We start from the raw sequence: 15,171 nt of genomic DNA, 5'->3' as shown, positions 1-15,171 counted from the left end.
TTATAGTTCCTGATCCAAGGAAATGCTATAAGGCCTTCCTCCCTGGAATACGGTCAATGCGGATATACCATGATGTCGCAGAAACTCTCTGCCTTTATCAAATTGAAAAGCATATGCCTCTGTTTTGTGTGCATCTGAGCTCATGGTGAATAAGCTGCCTCCCATGTCCATATACAGCTTCACAACGGCTTCATATAAGGGTAGCTGGTGATACTGAAACATACTGCGGGTATTCAGCTCCAACGCCATATTCCTCTGCATCATCACGGGAAAGATTTTTTTCAGATAAGGAATCGCAACCGTAAGGAACTGCTCTGCTTCCATTCCCTGTATCCGGTTCACATAGTCAAAATGACTGAGGACATTAGCAGGAATATCGCTTTGTACCCCTTCCAGCATCTGTTGAAAATAACCGTGCAGCAGCTCTGCTGCATCGTGCTGCTTCGCCTCCTCATCCATATAATCAAAGACCCCGTTTTGGTGGATGCTGAGCAGGATGATGTCAAACTGTTTATCCTGCAGCCAGTGTTTAAGCCGCTCATGATGTGCAGGAAGCCAGCCGATTTCCACACCCTTTAGCAGCTGGATATCCGTTTTTTCCTGCAGCTGCTGAAGATATGCACAATATGCCTTATAATCCATCCAGCTGTCCCTGAAATCATTTGCAGAGTTTTCCAAATCTACATGCTCACAAGTCACAAATGTATCATTCGCATACGGCAAATAGTCCGCAAGCTCTGTCCTGGAATCAAAAGAAAAGCTGGAATGTACATGCTGATCATAATACTTCATAATATCCTCCCTCTAAAACGTATCCCTTGTATCAGAAATATCACAGGTTACTTTCATTGCCTTTGTATGTGCATTCTAACAGAATTTTATTGGAAATACAATTCCCATCCAAAATAAGGACAAAATATTACGTAACCTCTCTGCTTGCGCACTTCTCTGGACATTTTATGAAATTCAATACCGTATATTTTTCATACCGTCCAGCTTACACAACTGTATGAAATTCAGATACATTTTGATTCACAGACAATCAGCATTATCTGTATCATTTATAACCGTATTTGTATGGAAATTTCATAGGATTCCGATATCGTGTGTATCAAAAATGGGAATTCAGATTTCTTTCCATACCATTTCCACATCCTTACCGCTGTGTGCCAGTGCGATATAGATCACATTCCCGCTAATCGCAATATCATATTGATTCGCTTCTATCTGTTCAACAGCCTCTTTGCATTTCTCCTGTAATAGCTCCGGTCGCTTTTCATATTCCTCTTTCTTCAGATATTTCAGCTCTATGATATACGATGGATATTTGTTCGTTTTACATTGCAGGATGATATCATATCTTCCTTTTCCCGCCTCCTGATTGCTTTTTACCTCATAATCTGCGTAAAGACATGCACACATCCCCAATAACAGGGTGTGATAGCTGTTCTCATTGATCAGGTCATGATAGCTTGTGGTTTTTAAGAGAAACTTTCTATTTTTCCAAAAACATTTGCGGATTCTTGCGTGTCAGTCCCCGCATCATTTTTGTGAACCCGTCTGGATCCTTTTTCATATAGTCAAGGGTCAGCGTTTTAAATGCCTCCATCACTTCCTCATTTGGTACAACCAAGGAGTATAAGCCATCATCCACACCTGTAATCGTCAAGTATCCGGCATTCAGGCATTGCCCGCCTTTGGTGCAAAAAGCCCCCACAGGCTGGCATTGCTGGAATACTCATAAAAGGATGTCTGCAGGTCGACGACCGCTTCTAAATTCCTTGTCTTGATCAATGTCTCATATTGTGCATGAAATTCCGCATCCGCTTCCTCCATCGCCTTTTTTATCATTCCCGATGAGCTGACATTCACCCAATAGGGAGCCAGTTGTTTCTCACTTACATAGTTAATAACTGACCATGGATTAAAGATATCCTCATCACCGATATGATAACCGTCACGCCATGGGTGGGCACCGCCTACATCGCCTTTACTGCATCGCTATAAGGTAAGCCATAGTATTCCAGCATTGCTTTTACTTCTTCTTCCACAAAGCCAAAATAGCTAGCGTAATTACTACTGGCTACCGTATGCACTTTCAGATTATTTAATCCCGAAAAAAGGCTAAAGCCCGCCTGTGGTGTGTTCTCTTTTGCAACACGCTGAATCCCTGTCAGCATCGCATACTGTAGGAATGGATTATCTTTTAATGCTCTGCTCAGCATTCCGGCTAAGGATCCGTGTACCTGATCATAACATTCATTTACATGAGCCTCGATAAAGGGTGTATCACACCAAGGGCGGGCTTTAGCCTATTCATCGATAAGTAAAATAACTGGTTTCCCGTAAACCTTATATAATAGCTCGCACATGAGTACAATACTGAACTGAATACGCGTAAAATCTGTTTCTCCTGCCAAGGCTCTGTATATCATTTGATAACGTTCCTTTAAATCACCATCGACATTTTCATTATCCAACAAATTCAGATATTCTGCCATTTTTGTACGTAACAAATAAAAGATACTAATTTTAATATCATCATTTCTGCCTTTACAATCCGCAAAGCTTAAAAAAATTGTAGGGTACTGGTTTCGTGCTGATGCATATTCTGTATTCATGATAGCTGTATCCTTAAATAAAGTCTTTGCATCCTTTGTGCAATCAAAAAATTCAGACAGCACACCAGGGGCGGACAACGTCTACTCATATTCAGCGTTTTACCCGCTACTAGCGCGCCTCTTGTCGGATACCAAAGGTATCGACACTATTTCGGTGAAAACGGCGTGGACGCGTAATCAGAGTAACAACACATGCACTATCCAAAAATTCTTTTATTAGCATTGATTTATCCACTACATAATAATTTACTATTTTCAGTCTTCTATAATTAGATAATCCTACCGGAATTTTCTTCTTCATAAGCTGCACATTTGCATATTCCTTATCATCCAAATTCATGATGTCCTCCTTTATGATTACGTTTTGTATATTCGCCAAATTTCAATTGATACTACATACCATATATAACATCATTATTATACCACACTTTCCAATACAATCCTGTGTATAATAAAGGCGCAAATACAAAAAAAAGGAACCCACTGTAAAACAGCAGAATTCCTGTATACCATCTATATTCCATTTCAATACGCAGTACAGACTCAAACATTATAAATCGGATCGATCTGCTTTAGTTCCTTGAATGTATCAATTTCTACAATGTCCTCCTGCCGGACAGGCTTTACGATTACCTGATGATTTGACAGCTTCTCACGCAACGCCACTTCATCCCAGTATTTCTCCTTACCACCTGGCATTTTGAATACATCTTCAATATCCTTCGCCATTTTTTCTCCATCCTCTTTGTTCCAGTAGGAGATTCCAACCATCTGATGACAGTCCTTGCCACCAACCGCCAGCTTACTGATATACCCCTTGCGCGTATAAAAGCACCAGTCATCGGTAACATTCATTTTGATACCGCAGTAATTGGTTGTATATTCATATTTACGAATGATTTCCGGATTATAGAGCAGCAGATCACTTTCCAGAACATATGCATTACACATCATATCCTTAATCAGATAGGCACTGGAAATATTATTTGTCTCATTGAACAGCGGATTTTCAATAAATTTGATTTTCGGATATTTATGCAGCAGGACATCAAACTGTTCTCCCAGATAACCGCGCACAATCGTGATATCCTCAATACCGGCTTCCACTACAGCATCTAACAGGGTTTCGATGATCCGCTTCCCATGGACAAGCACCAACGGCTTGGGCGTATTCAGTGTAATGGGAACCATACGGGAACCAAAGCCTGCCGCAAGAAATATTGCCTTCTTCACACGATAGGGCTCCAATACCTCATAGCCCTTCAGCGTAACATCATACATAGAGCTTCCTCTTGTTTTAATAACCTCGCTGTCCTGCAGCTCTGTCAGCGTTTTATTGATAACACCCAGTGAGAGATCCAGCTGCTTTGCCAGTCTCCTCTGCGTGCATTTGTCGTTTTGGTGGCGTTCGATATACACCAGGGCTTCAAATTGATTCAATGTGAGGTTCATATGCGTATCTCCTTTACAGCGCTTTAAACATTATAGCAGAGTCCTGCATTTTTGCAAACCTTCTATGCCTCCTCATCCTGAAGCAGCTTCTTTTTCACAACATACACCAGCAGCTTCACAAGCAGATTGACAAGCAGGATCACTACCGATATAAAGGCAGTTGCCTCGATCAGTGACTGGGAATCAAATTGCGGAATCAAAAGGGATAACGGCATATTACGGAAGTTTGCCAGAAAGGATACTGCGGATATCGTAACCATGGAATTGACGAATAGGTAGCTGAACATCTCAATAATCGTACCTCTCGTACAGGGAATATATACATCCTTCAGCATCCGGAAGCGGGATATTCCAAGCGCTGAGGAAATATCCTCCAGATTGCTGTGAAACTGCTGCAGGGAATTGTATGCCATCAGATAGGGATTGGCAAAGAAATGCGTGATATTGACAAGCACCAGAATAGCGATACCGCCATACAGAAAGCTTCCCTTATAAAACAGCACATAGCTAAGACCGAGAACGACACCGGGGATTGCCAGTGAAATCATGGATACCAGATGCAGTACGCGGCTGGATAGCTGCTTTTCATTGCGGGCAGTCATAAAGGCTGTCAGATAGGTCAGACAAACGCCGATCATCGACGTCAGCATTGCAATGGCCAGAGAATTTTTCAGATACATGCGGACGCCAAGCTCCATGGCCTGTATAATATTATCCAGCGTCAGTGTCAGATCCGTCGGATAATGGCGGACAAAGGTCAATACCGCAAAGGTGATCAGCGGCAAGGACAGAAAAACCACGGTGGCAATGCATACGATATGCGCAATACGGTCACGCTTTGGATTGGTCTGAATGAGATAGGAACGGGTAACGGTGGAGCTACTGGCTTTGTTATCGTTCTTTAAATCCAGCACAAAGGCTATGACAGCCGGAATTAACAGCAGGATACCGATGATGGCTCCCTTGGAAAAGTCAAGAAGCCCAATCACCTCCCGATACATATAAACAGGAAGGGTAATGGATTTCCCACCAACGACAAGAGGAACACCGTAATCTGTAAATATCATCGTGAATACAGAGAAAACCACACTGATCAAAGGCCCCTTGATATTGGGAAGCGTGATGGTGAAAAACTGCTGACGTTTGGATAAGCCAAGAACACTGGCAGCCTCATAGGTCGTGTAATCCTCATATTGAAAGGTGTCATTCAGCATCAGAAAGGCAACCGGGAAGGAATACAAGATAGACCCTAGAATAATGCCCACATAGCCGTATAAAAAGAATTTCATATGCAGAAGATTGGATATAATCCCGTTATCACCAAATAAAAGCACCAGTCCCATCCCGTGGGATATGGATGGAATCAGCATCGGCAGCGTAAACAGCATGGTGAATACAGAACGGTGAGTGATGTTGGAGCGGTTCATAAACCACGCAAGTGCAAAGGCCAGAGATACTGACAGCAGCGTTGCCAGAATGGTCGTGCATAAGGAATTAACTACCATTGGCTGAAACTGCGGAGATGTGATTACCTTCTGTATATCCTGTACATCAATGTTCACCAGTAGAGCAATCAGCGGACAGACGACAAAGAAAAACAGAAACAGGGCCACAAGAATACGGGAGGCCTGATAGCGTTTATTTCCCATAGACCTGTTTCCCCGTACATTTACACAGACTTTCCAGCTTTCCATCCAGATGAGCGTTGACAAAATCGCGGATATACTGGTTTGCCGGATGATGGTAGATATTCTGCGGCGTATCGATCTGCTCGATATTTCCCTCGCTCATGACCATAATGCGGTCAGAGAGATAAAACGCCTCCTCCTGCTCATGGGTAATGAAAATCATGGTGGAATTAAAGCGCTTCTGAATATCCTTTAATTCCTTTTTCATCACCTCACGCATACTGACATCCAGTGCGCTGATTGGCTCATCCAGCAGGATGATTTTCGGATTCAACGCCAATGTTCTGGCAATGGCAACACGCTGCTGCTGTCCACCGGATAGCTGAGAGGGACGCTTTTTGATCTGGTCATGCATACCGATGGCTTCCAAAGTCTGCAGGGCAATTTCCCTGCTCTTTTCCTTTTTATCCGCCCGCAGCTTCAAAGCATATTCCACATTTTCAAGCACACTCATATTTGGGAACAATGCATAATTTTGAAAAATGATGCCCATTCCGCGCTCATTTGGCTTCAGATGGGAAATATCCTCACCATCCATGAAGATGGTACCGCTGGTCTGCTGTTCCAGACCGATCAGAATCCGCAGCAGTGTCGTCTTTCCACAACCGCTCGGGCCTAAAACGCTTAAAAATTCCCCTTCCTGTACCGTAAAGGATATCGTTTTTAATACGTCCTTTCCGTCAAAGTTTTTATACAGATCACGAACGATCAGTTTTTCTTTTCCTAATACTTCCATAAGTCCAGCAGCCTTTCTTTTTCATGTATGTCCTCAATACCGCGCATATCGGCATAGGGTATCTGTGTCGGATAATTTTTTATCGTGTTCTTCTGATCCTTTAAGATCGCTTCCGGAGAGAAGTGCGCTTTATCATATAACAGAAAATCATTGATGATGAAATCAAAGACCCTCTGCACATCCGGATCCTTCGCATTTCGTTTCATCAGACCCGTTCCTGTCAGGGAGTACGGAGAACCCTCCTTTGGATATATAATTTTAAACGGAGAGCCTTCATTGATCTGATTTACTGCCTGAAAGGTAAGTCCCAGTCCGATACCAACCTCTCCCTGAATGAGCAGCTTGATCGGGCCGCTTCCGGATTCGGTAAACTGCTTAACGTTGAATTCCAGCTTATCGATATAGGCCAGCGCCTTCTCTTCCCCCATGGTGTTTACCAGATTCTTATAAAAGAAATAACCGGTACCGCTGGATTTTGGATCCGGCATGGCAATCAGATTATAATATTTGCGATCCAGCAGATCCTCATAGGTTTTCGGCTCTGGCAGGTTATGCTTTTTCAGTACCTCGGTATTGATGATAAACGCTCCCGCCTGCCGTTCCCATGTGACATAGGCATTGTTATGATCTGCAGGTGTTAAGCCATCCAGATAGGATAAATGACTCATCCCCCGAATATCAGCCAGCTGATTTTTTATTTTCTCCATATAGGAGGTTTCCAGCCCGACGACGATATCGGCATCACTTTGATCCTGCTCCACGGATATTTTTGCCGCAGCCTTTGCGGTGGATACATACATTACCATAACATGCAAATCCGGAAATTTCTCATTAAGCTGCTTCTGCAGCTCCTCCCCGCGAAATTGTTCCATGGAGGAGTAGACGATGATCGTATTTTGTTCATTGGAAATACTTACGAGTAAAGCCATGATGATTACAACCATGGCAAGAATCAGCTTTTTCATACACCTCAACCCTATTCTTGTTCATGTAGTACCCATTTTATCACATTAAGAAAACATTTCAATCTTATTTTTTGATTTCATCATTACAATTTTGCAACATTTTATATGATTTTTGAACATACTGCAAGTTTCGTATAACCCCTTCCCTGCAACATATACTAGAAAAGGAAAGAAAGAAGGTATGCTATGAAACATAAATGTTCGCTGATACTGGTCATGTGTATGCTTCTGCAGATTGGGAGTGTGCATGCCGCAGAGCAGGAGGAGCGGCTTTTACTGATGAGCGATGATCTGGCGTGGCTGATGGATGTGCGGATCAAAGCGGATGACAGCCTGCAAATCGGATTCCTGCCAAACACCCTGCTGCTTCCTATAGCCTGTGCGGATGGCTATGCAGCACCACTTAAAAATGTAAGAATGGAAACCAACCAGACCTGTATTACGGAAAGTGTCGGTAATTTTCTGCATGTGAAATATGACCACAGCATTTATCTGCATATGAAAGCCTTCGGTGATGATGTCGGTGTGAAGCTGCCTCCGGATGGTTTAAAAACAAGCGGCAGTCTGGTGGATTATATGCACAAGGCAAGTGATGAGCTGGAGATGTCCATGCTGTTTCATTACAAAAAGTATATCACCAGTGATCTGTCTCTCATGGATTATATCCGCTATTACCGCAGGCTCCATGGAAAAAAGCTGCAAATCACCTATGCCTATATGAACTATATGGATATGGAGGGGACAGCCATTCCAATGGACAATCTGCTGCATAGCATAAAAAAATAAGATATCGCTCAAGCAGGACGATATCTTTCTTTTTGTGTGTATTCTGTTTTCATGATGAGAAGCGGTATTGCTTTATGTGTTCTTTTATAGATGCTTTGCCTGCTATGTTCCTTTATCTTTTTGTCTCTGTTTCCTAGCGTCCTTTTTTAGCTTGCTGTATAAATTGCACTATTCTGCACCTCGTTATGCGTCTTAGAGAGCTTTGTGATCGTACAGCTTCAGCTGTTTTGCTTCGCTGCCAGCTTCTTGAAGCACAGCACTAGATTCTGTGTGTAGTAAGCAGGGATGCGTGCAGACATACTGCAGGATATTCTCATAGTCCTGCAGCACATCTATTTCCGACCAGTAATATCCGGCGATATCCTGTACCGGAATTTGTTTATATCCAATCATGGAATACAGTGTGTTTTCCCACCAGAGCTGATAGTCACCCTCTGAAATAAGCCGCTCCATCTGCTTACGGAAGCAGGTAATTTCACCCTTGCGTATTTTGGCGATGCCGACATATTCACTTGTGCGCAAAGCAGAGGGCATATCTTTTCCATAATCCTTTAACAGCCCGTTTTCACAATGAAAGAAATAATCACCGCTCAGCCTGCGGGAGCTGTCTGCCAGCAAGACGATATCCTGTGGGTTTGCAAGAAGAAGATCAAGAATATCCTGCTGCCAGAAAACATCGGCATTGGCAAGCAGAAGATCCTCACTGCCTGTTAGCTGTTCTCTGGAAAACCAGAGAGACGCAATGCTGTTGGTTACCTTATAAAACGGATTTTCATAAAAGGTAACCGGATAAGCTCGCAAGGCCTCACGAATCAAATCCCCTTTAAAGCCCAATGCAATGCATACCTCGATATGATTCTGTAAAAGCAGCTCAACCGTATGCCTAATCAATGGACCATTTCCGATATCCAGCAGACACTTTGGTTCATTCGTTTTCGTAGCAATGCGGGTTCCCATACCAGCAGCCATTAAAATTGCTTTCATATCCCATACTCCTTCAGCCCGGCACACAGGGCGTCATAATCCTTCAGCGTCAGATTTCCCAAGTGACCAACCCGTAGCAGGCGATCCCTTAAAGCACCTCCGCTTGGTGTAAGCGTTATATCGCAGTTCTTTTTCAAATATTGATAGAGCTGTTGTGCTCCTTCCTGAAACAGAAGCGGTGTCAGTGCATTGCTAAGAGGATAAACAGGCAGCTGTATCCCCATTTGCCTCACCTTCCTGCGGAAATAATCAGCCCGCATCTTTATAACCGTTTGTTCCTGTGCAAGGCCTGTTCCCTGCAATGTAAGCAGCCGCTGATGAAGCTCCAGCAATATTCCGACGGCAGGTGTATTCGGTGTTTGTCCGCGCTCCATATTGCGGGCATGCTCCTTTAAACTCAGATACAGGCAAATATCCTCTTTCGGTTCAACAACCGTTTGATAATAGGCTTCCCTGAGTATGACCATGGAAAGACCGGGTGATAAGGCAAGGGCTTTCTGAGAGGAAAGTATCAATGCATCAATTCCCATGCGATCCATATCCAGCGGATCCGCAAGAAAGCTGCTGATGGCATCCACAATCAGATACATCCCCTTGGATTTTGCAAACTCGGAAAGCATTTGAATATCGTAAAGCTGTCCGGTGCTTGTTTCATGCAAATTAACAAGCAGTGCTTGGTATTGCCTGTCTGCGAAGGCCTCCATATGCTCCTTTCGCAATGGTTCCAGCTCCTGCAGCACCACTTCATCATATGGAATGCCATAGATGGTACAAAGTCGGACAAAGCGTTCACCGAAGCTCCCTCCGCGAATAATCAGAACACGATCCGTTTTGCGAAAGCTACTAGCGATAACGGCCTCCATTGCGGCGCTTCCGCTTCCCGTGAGAAAAAGTGCCCTTCCTGCAGAACAGCCGCACAGCTGTAACAGATATCTCTCATTCTCTTTCATAAGGGCTGAAAATTCATCATTGCGGAAATATGGAAGCTGGGTTCCCGATATGCGTAATGTTTCAGGATACATCTCTACCGGCCCTACAGTGAACAATTTCATAGTATCAACTCCGTTTATTTGTTCATATTTTAGATTATATGACGTAAAAACGAATTTTACAACCTATTTTTTTATTTTGTGATGTTCATTATATTGAGAAGAATATCAAATTTATAACAAAACAGGTGATATGCGTGATCTGTGGTATACGGTTTTGTGTGACTGATGTTGCCTTACTGCACACTTATATGCGTAAGGCAGGCAGTCGGAGAAATTAGGAAGCAGGATAGCCCTGACGATTCATGCAGGCTGTCGTATTGTTTCTAAATAAAAAGGATACTTCTTTGTATACTGCCTCCTTCAGTAAACGATAAAAGATGAAAACAGACAAATTCACTGAACTGCACGGCAATGGCATACCTTAAACAATTACAGATTTGCCTTTCTTTCCCTACGATAGAGATAAAACAGGAAAATTCAATATTCCCTTATGTCACTTACGAACTGTCACTTACGATTTTTTAAACGTTTCTATACTGATAAAAAAAGCAGTATAGAGCTATGATAGAAATTGAAGCAATGTATTGACCGTAGGCTTGTGTATTCAGACCTTGATGTTCTATTACCCCAAGCATAGTACTATAAAATTTTACAGGTCCCATAGACGCTATACGATTGTAAAAGCGTAAAGGAATATGCTGTATGTTTCATAATTGAGCACTCCACAATTCCCCCCTGATTCCGCATATTTGCGGGTTATTCCTTTTAATTTCCTTATAAATCATAACAAGGATTCCATTTTTTAAAAAAATGATGAAAAAGCCTATTGCATTTTCTAAAAATTATTGTATAATGTTAAAGCAACATGTTTCAAAAAGACAATGAAATGGTTCCGTAGCCAAGTGGTAAGGCAATAGACTGCAACTCTGTGATCATCGGTTCAAATCCGATCGGAACCTCCATTTTGTTGGGATCGTGGCGAAATAGGCAGACGCAACGGACTTAAAATCCGTTGGGAGTTAATCCCGTGTGGGTTCAAGTCCCACCGTTCCCACCATTTGAAAACAAAGTCCTTGGAAAAGGACTTTTTTCTTATATAACCTATAGGAATAGAAGGCTTTATAAAAGGAACGGTGGACGTAGCTGTTGTGTACGCCTATGGTCTTTCGGAAGCATTTATAAGTATGCATGGTAATGGATCATTGTTATTATGAGCTTACATACATCCATATAAATATATAGATTCGTATGTAACAGGAAGGGGAACCTATGAGTAATGTATTTGATTATCTGACATGGAGAAATGATTTGCTGTTTTCAGTAAACCCTGTCAATGCGGTAGACAGCCTTATTTTCAGTTGTCTGTCCTATCTGCGCCTGCAGCCGGCTATTCAAAAGCAATCGGAAATCAGTATCCGTGATGCTTCTGCATTTTTCAAACAAGCAAAGCCAGAAGAAATCCAATATCGTGTACAAGAGGATATGGAGCTTTTGCATAAGATGGCAGAAGGCAGCCGCTTTCAGGATGTACTGCTTTGCGGCTATATCGACCACCTGGATGCGTCCATGGAGAAGCAATTTTCTGCAATCACCTGCCTACTAGACGATCAGCTGATGCTGATTGCCTTTCGCGGTACCGATAACACGCTTGTTGGCTGGAAGGAAGATTTCAATATGACATTTATGGATACGATCCCCTCCCAGCTGGAGGCAGTGCGATATGTGGAAATGATGGCTACAGCCTATCCGAACCACCGCATTGTCTTATGCGGACATTCCAAAGGCGGTAACCTTGCAGTATATGCAGGAGCCTGTTGTTCTTCATCCATACAAAGTCGGATACAAACGGTATACAATCACGACGGCCCTGGATTCAGTACAGCGGTATTACAAAGAGAAGGCTACCGCCAAATTGCAGGACGCATAGAAACCTTTGTACCGCAATCCAGTGTAGTTGGAATGCTGCTGGAGCATGAGGAGCATTATACCGTGATTTCCAGCAATCAGATATCCCTGTGGCAGCATGATCCCTACTCCTGGGAGGTTTTAGGAGCTGATTTTATCCGATTGGATCGTGTTGATAAGCAAAGCGTTATCCTCGATGCGGCTATCAAGCAATGGATCAGTGATCTTGACCGCTCCCAAAGAGAAGCCTTTATAGATGCAGTCTTTCAAATTCTAAGCAATACAAATGCCGCATCCTTTAAGGAAATGAATGAGAATCGAATGCGCAGTACAGCGCTGATTTTAAAAGCACTCAACAGCACGGATAAGCAGACAAGAAAAATGCTTTCTGATATTACAATTAAGCTGATGGCCAGCGCGAAAAGTGCTATTGAAGGAAATCTGTCAAAGGATAAATCAGCAAAGTAATTCCGGATAGGAATATATTAGGATAGGGAATAAAAGAGAAGAATTTCCATCATCGAAGCTATCGCTGAAATGATTTTAATTCCTCTCTTTTTCATATTTACACAAAAGCAGCCTTGTCTATTGTGTCTTTGGTATAAGCGTTATCAGCAGCACCTCATTTTGTGATGCAACCCGCATAGGAATTCCCCAGGTTCCGGCCCCCGATGATACCAGCAGGCTGTAAGGGTCTTTAAAATCACCATATGCTTTGGGATAGGGAATTCTTGTCAGGATATTATTTGGAAAGACCTGTCCGTTATGCGTATGACCGGATAGCTGTAGAAAAATCTGATCGGTATGCTCCTTCACTGTTATCGGGCGATGCTCCAATAATAGAACCGGCTCTTTATCCCTGCACTTTGCCATGAGTGCAGATAACGCTGCACGGTTTTCCCCTTTGTCTTTTCTGCCGATGAACTGAAGACCGTTCACAGCTACTACCTGATCCTTTAAAATATGAACACCCGCTTTTTTCAGCATTTTCTCATATTCCCCACGCTTCCTTTGCAATATTTCATGATTGCCGGGCGCATAGTACAGCTTTGTGTCTATACTGGAAAGCAGGCTACACAGCTCTTTCATATCATTTACCGAGGTCGCTTCATCAAACAGATCACCACCTAGTAACACCATATCACTGTCTGCGGCCAGCTGCTTAATTTTTTCATAGGGCGTTCGCAATGCTGTTCCAGCATGCAAATCACTGAGATACAAAATCGTCTGTTTCTGGACTGTTTTTTCAACCTCGATTTGAACATGACGAAGTTGTAAAGCAGACGCCTGCCGTAAGCCATACGATGAAAAAAACAGAAGTGACACCGCTATTACTGCATATACGTACAGCAGCTTTACTTTGTTTATCTTTCTTCTGCGCAACAGCCTTTGCAGCAGCGCCAGCACACAAATCCCTGCCAGCTGTGGAATATAGATGCTGATAAGTATCAAAATCCCCTTTCCCTTCCATGGCAGGATATCCTTGTATAATGCAAACAGCGGTGTAAAGCGGTATATTAGAATACAGCAGTTTATGAGTGACACAAACAGCACAACAGTGCGTGCCCGCTTGCTGATTTGCAGTTGCCCGCTTACATGATATATCAAACATTGAACCGCCGTCAAAACCAGCAGACATAGAATTAAAAATAATAACATTCCCATAAGCTTCACCTTCCCTATCATCTTAGCACAGCTTTTCATAAAGCTCCAAGCTTTACAATTAAAAGTATGGAATCAAACACCGACTTCTATTAAAACTCATGCATGCAGCTTATACTTTTATAAATTTTTCTTATGATTTTTCTTTTCATAATTTACATTCTTTTCAAAGGTTGAATGTTCAACTATTGTGTGCTATCATTCTTATAGTTGAAAGCTCAACCATTGGAGGGAAGACATGGATAACAGCAGATATCTCAACTTGAACACATCTATTCTGTACCGCTGCGGACAGAAATATTATGATAAAAAATTAAGCGGTCATGACATCAACGCTTCACAGATTCTCTTTCTGATTCTGATCTATGAGCAAGAGGGGCTGAATATGCAGCAGCTGGCTCAAAAAGGCTGCTTCGATAAAGGAACTGTGACAAAGAGTATCTCCCGGTTAGAAGAACTTGGCTATGTTGCCACGCAGAGCAGCCCGGAGGATAAACGTATTCGTCTTTTATTCACGACAGACAAAACGAAGGATATCATACGGGACATCTATATGATTCGCCAGCAATGGTGGGAGCTGCTGTCAAGGGATATCGACGCAGACGAGCTGCACCAGTTTGAGCTAACACTGAGCAAGCTGAGTGAAAATGCACGACAGTATGAACAGCAGGAGGAAGCAGGAATCAAGCTATTTGGTATTCAAAAGCTGACTCTGCTTGATTATCCCCAGAAAATGGCCAGTACGATATTCACAGGAGGCTGTAATTTCCGCTGTCCCTTCTGCCAGAATAGTGATCTTGTCTTTCTGCCAGAAAATATGCCGGAGCTGCAGGAGGAGGATGTTCTGCGGTTTCTGGAAAAGCGCAAAGGTATTCTAGACGGCGTATGCATCAGCGGCGGGGAACCACTCTTAAACCCAGAGCTTGCAGGCTTTTTAAGGAAAATCAAAGCACTTGGCTATGCAGTCAAGCTGGACACAAACGGCAGCAGTCCGGAAAAGCTGAAGCAGCTTGTTGAAGAGGGTTTGCTTGACTATGTGGCAATGGATATTAAAAACTCTATAAGGAAATATGCAGAAACCGCAGGGATACGCAACCTCGATCTACAGGGTATTCAGGACAGCATCGCCTACCTGAAGGAGGGCCACATTCCATATGAATTCCGCACAACGATTGTGAAGGAATTTCATAGTGCGCAGGATATACGGGATATGACAGACTGGCTGGAAGGCGCAGCTGCCTGGTATCTGCAAAATTTTGAAGACAGTGACCATGTGATTCAGAGAGGATTGCATGCATGGGATAAGGAAACCATGAAGGCTTATCTGGAAATAGCAAGGACGAAGATTCCAAACACGGAGCTTCGCGGCATATAGGAAGG

The 15,171-nt window shown here is 43.0% G+C and carries 15 protein-coding genes, 2 tRNA genes and 1 pseudogene; 5 read left to right on the top strand and 13 right to left on the bottom strand.

From position 1 onward, the window contains the following. The 10 genes and pseudogenes from GKZ87_06850 to GKZ87_06805 form a co-directional block, all read right to left on the bottom strand. Entirely contained in the window at positions 1-792 is a 792-nt protein-coding gene (locus tag GKZ87_06850) for a histidinol phosphate phosphatase (protein QSI25223.1), read from the bottom strand. A 333-nt stretch (positions 793-1,125) separates the two neighbouring features. Beyond that, positions 1,126-1,422 (bottom strand): hypothetical protein, encoded by a 297-nt coding sequence (locus GKZ87_06845; protein ID QSI25222.1) that lies wholly within the window; start codon positions 1,420-1,422, stop codon positions 1,126-1,128. A gap of 73 nt (positions 1,423-1,495) precedes the next feature. Next, the gene (locus GKZ87_06840; protein QSI25221.1) at positions 1,496-1,669 is read right to left on the bottom strand and encodes a hypothetical protein; all 174 of its coding nucleotides are present in this window, start codon (positions 1,667-1,669) and stop codon (positions 1,496-1,498) included. Between the two features lie 11 nt (positions 1,670-1,680). Beyond that, positions 1,681-2,316: pseudogene (locus tag GKZ87_06835) on the bottom strand (AAA family ATPase). Continuing rightward, complete coding sequence (locus tag GKZ87_06830) at positions 2,313-2,684, bottom strand: AAA family ATPase (protein ID QSI25220.1); 372 nt, start codon at positions 2,682-2,684, stop codon at positions 2,313-2,315. The pseudogene GKZ87_06835 and the gene GKZ87_06830 overlap by 4 nt, the downstream one beginning before the upstream one ends. 46 nt (positions 2,685-2,730) lie before the next feature. Continuing rightward, positions 2,731-2,922, bottom strand: a complete 192-nt coding sequence (locus GKZ87_06825) for an AAA family ATPase (protein ID QSI27907.1) — start codon at positions 2,920-2,922, stop codon at positions 2,731-2,733. A gap of 242 nt (positions 2,923-3,164) precedes the next feature. Then, the gene (locus tag GKZ87_06820) at positions 3,165-4,073 is read right to left on the bottom strand and encodes an NTP transferase domain-containing protein (GenBank protein ID QSI25219.1); all 909 of its coding nucleotides are present in this window, start codon (positions 4,071-4,073) and stop codon (positions 3,165-3,167) included. A 62-nt stretch (positions 4,074-4,135) separates the two neighbouring features. Then, the gene (locus tag GKZ87_06815) at positions 4,136-5,722 is read right to left on the bottom strand and encodes an ABC transporter permease subunit (GenBank protein QSI25218.1); all 1,587 of its coding nucleotides are present in this window, start codon (positions 5,720-5,722) and stop codon (positions 4,136-4,138) included. Then, on the bottom strand, positions 5,712-6,497 hold the full coding sequence (locus GKZ87_06810; GenBank protein ID QSI25217.1) for an ATP-binding cassette domain-containing protein: 786 nt from the start codon (positions 6,495-6,497) through the stop codon (positions 5,712-5,714). Before GKZ87_06810 ends, GKZ87_06815 begins: the two co-directional genes overlap by 11 nt. Then, positions 6,485-7,462: an extracellular solute-binding protein gene (locus GKZ87_06805; GenBank protein ID QSI25216.1), complete on the bottom strand. Its 978-nt coding sequence runs from the start codon at positions 7,460-7,462 to the stop codon at positions 6,485-6,487. The genes GKZ87_06810 and GKZ87_06805 overlap by 13 nt, the downstream gene beginning before the upstream one ends. A gap of 186 nt (positions 7,463-7,648) precedes the next feature. On the opposite strand from GKZ87_06805, the gene GKZ87_06800 reads away from it, so the two are divergent. Continuing rightward, positions 7,649-8,248 (top strand): hypothetical protein, encoded by a 600-nt coding sequence (locus GKZ87_06800; GenBank protein QSI25215.1) that lies wholly within the window; start codon positions 7,649-7,651, stop codon positions 8,246-8,248. Positions 8,249-8,440: 192 nt separating this feature from the next. On the opposite strand, the gene GKZ87_06795 is transcribed toward GKZ87_06800, so the two are convergent. Then, positions 8,441-9,232, bottom strand: a complete 792-nt coding sequence (locus tag GKZ87_06795; GenBank protein QSI25214.1) for an NTP transferase domain-containing protein — start codon at positions 9,230-9,232, stop codon at positions 8,441-8,443. Then, positions 9,229-10,284 (bottom strand): aminotransferase class V-fold PLP-dependent enzyme, encoded by a 1,056-nt coding sequence (locus GKZ87_06790; protein ID QSI25213.1) that lies wholly within the window; start codon positions 10,282-10,284, stop codon positions 9,229-9,231. The genes GKZ87_06795 and GKZ87_06790 overlap by 4 nt, the downstream gene beginning before the upstream one ends. An 828-nt stretch (positions 10,285-11,112) precedes the next feature. Here GKZ87_06790 and GKZ87_06785 point away from each other — a divergent pair. The 3 genes from GKZ87_06785 to GKZ87_06775 all read left to right on the top strand — a co-directional run bounded on the left by GKZ87_06785 (position 11,113) and on the right by GKZ87_06775 (position 12,597). Continuing rightward, positions 11,113-11,186: transfer RNA gene (locus tag GKZ87_06785), tRNA-Cys, on the top strand. Positions 11,187-11,193: 7 nt separating this feature from the next. Continuing rightward, positions 11,194-11,281 (top strand) — tRNA-Leu (locus GKZ87_06780). 212 nt (positions 11,282-11,493) lie between these two features. After that, on the top strand, positions 11,494-12,597 hold the full coding sequence (locus tag GKZ87_06775; protein QSI25212.1) for a DUF2974 domain-containing protein: 1,104 nt from the start codon (positions 11,494-11,496) through the stop codon (positions 12,595-12,597). 117 nt (positions 12,598-12,714) lie between these two features. Here the strand turns inward: GKZ87_06775 and GKZ87_06770 are convergent, their stop codons facing one another. Further along, the gene (locus GKZ87_06770; GenBank protein QSI25211.1) at positions 12,715-13,794 is read right to left on the bottom strand and encodes a hypothetical protein; all 1,080 of its coding nucleotides are present in this window, start codon (positions 13,792-13,794) and stop codon (positions 12,715-12,717) included. Between the two features lie 235 nt (positions 13,795-14,029). Here GKZ87_06770 and GKZ87_06765 point away from each other — a divergent pair, with 235 nt between their 5' ends. Next, positions 14,030-15,166 carry an anaerobic ribonucleoside-triphosphate reductase activating protein gene (locus GKZ87_06765; GenBank protein QSI25210.1) on the top strand — a complete coding sequence of 379 codons (1,137 nt, stop codon included), beginning with the start codon at positions 14,030-14,032 and terminating at the stop codon, positions 15,164-15,166. Positions 15,167-15,171 lie beyond the last annotated feature (5 nt).

The sequence above is a fragment of the Erysipelotrichaceae bacterium 66202529 genome (assembly GCA_017161075.1).
Classification (GTDB): Bacteria; Bacillota_I; Bacilli_A; order Erysipelotrichales; family Erysipelotrichaceae; genus Clostridium_AQ.
Note: the sequence above shows the minus strand (reverse complement) of the source record. Positions and strands in the feature narration are given on the sequence as shown.

What these genes read in the sequence shown, in the direction of transcription:
- GKZ87_06795 (QSI25214.1), bottom strand. Translation starts at nt 9,232, where the DNA reads ATGAAAGCAATTTTAATGGCTGCTGGTATGGGAACCCGCATTGCTACG.
- GKZ87_06850 (QSI25223.1), bottom strand. Translation starts at nt 792, where the DNA reads ATGAAGTATTATGATCAGCATGTACATTCCAGCTTTTCTTTTGATTCC.
- GKZ87_06805 (QSI25216.1), bottom strand. Translation starts at nt 7,462, where the DNA reads ATGAAAAAGCTGATTCTTGCCATGGTTGTAATCATCATGGCTTTACTC.
- GKZ87_06800 (QSI25215.1), top strand. Translation starts at nt 7,649, where the DNA reads ATGAAACATAAATGTTCGCTGATACTGGTCATGTGTATGCTTCTGCAG.
- GKZ87_06820 (QSI25219.1), bottom strand. Translation starts at nt 4,073, where the DNA reads ATGAACCTCACATTGAATCAATTTGAAGCCCTGGTGTATATCGAACGC.
- GKZ87_06810 (QSI25217.1), bottom strand. Translation starts at nt 6,497, where the DNA reads ATGGAAGTATTAGGAAAAGAAAAACTGATCGTTCGTGATCTGTATAAA.
- GKZ87_06845 (QSI25222.1), bottom strand. Translation starts at nt 1,422, where the DNA reads ATGTGTGCATGTCTTTACGCAGATTATGAGGTAAAAAGCAATCAGGAG.
- GKZ87_06790 (QSI25213.1), bottom strand. Translation starts at nt 10,284, where the DNA reads ATGAAATTGTTCACTGTAGGGCCGGTAGAGATGTATCCTGAAACATTA.
- GKZ87_06825 (QSI27907.1), bottom strand. Translation starts at nt 2,922, where the DNA reads ATGAAGAAGAAAATTCCGGTAGGATTATCTAATTATAGAAGACTGAAA.
- GKZ87_06815 (QSI25218.1), bottom strand. Translation starts at nt 5,722, where the DNA reads ATGGGAAATAAACGCTATCAGGCCTCCCGTATTCTTGTGGCCCTGTTT.
- GKZ87_06775 (QSI25212.1), top strand. Translation starts at nt 11,494, where the DNA reads ATGAGTAATGTATTTGATTATCTGACATGGAGAAATGATTTGCTGTTT.
- GKZ87_06765 (QSI25210.1), top strand. Translation starts at nt 14,030, where the DNA reads ATGGATAACAGCAGATATCTCAACTTGAACACATCTATTCTGTACCGC.
- GKZ87_06770 (QSI25211.1), bottom strand. Translation starts at nt 13,794, where the DNA reads ATGGGAATGTTATTATTTTTAATTCTATGTCTGCTGGTTTTGACGGCG.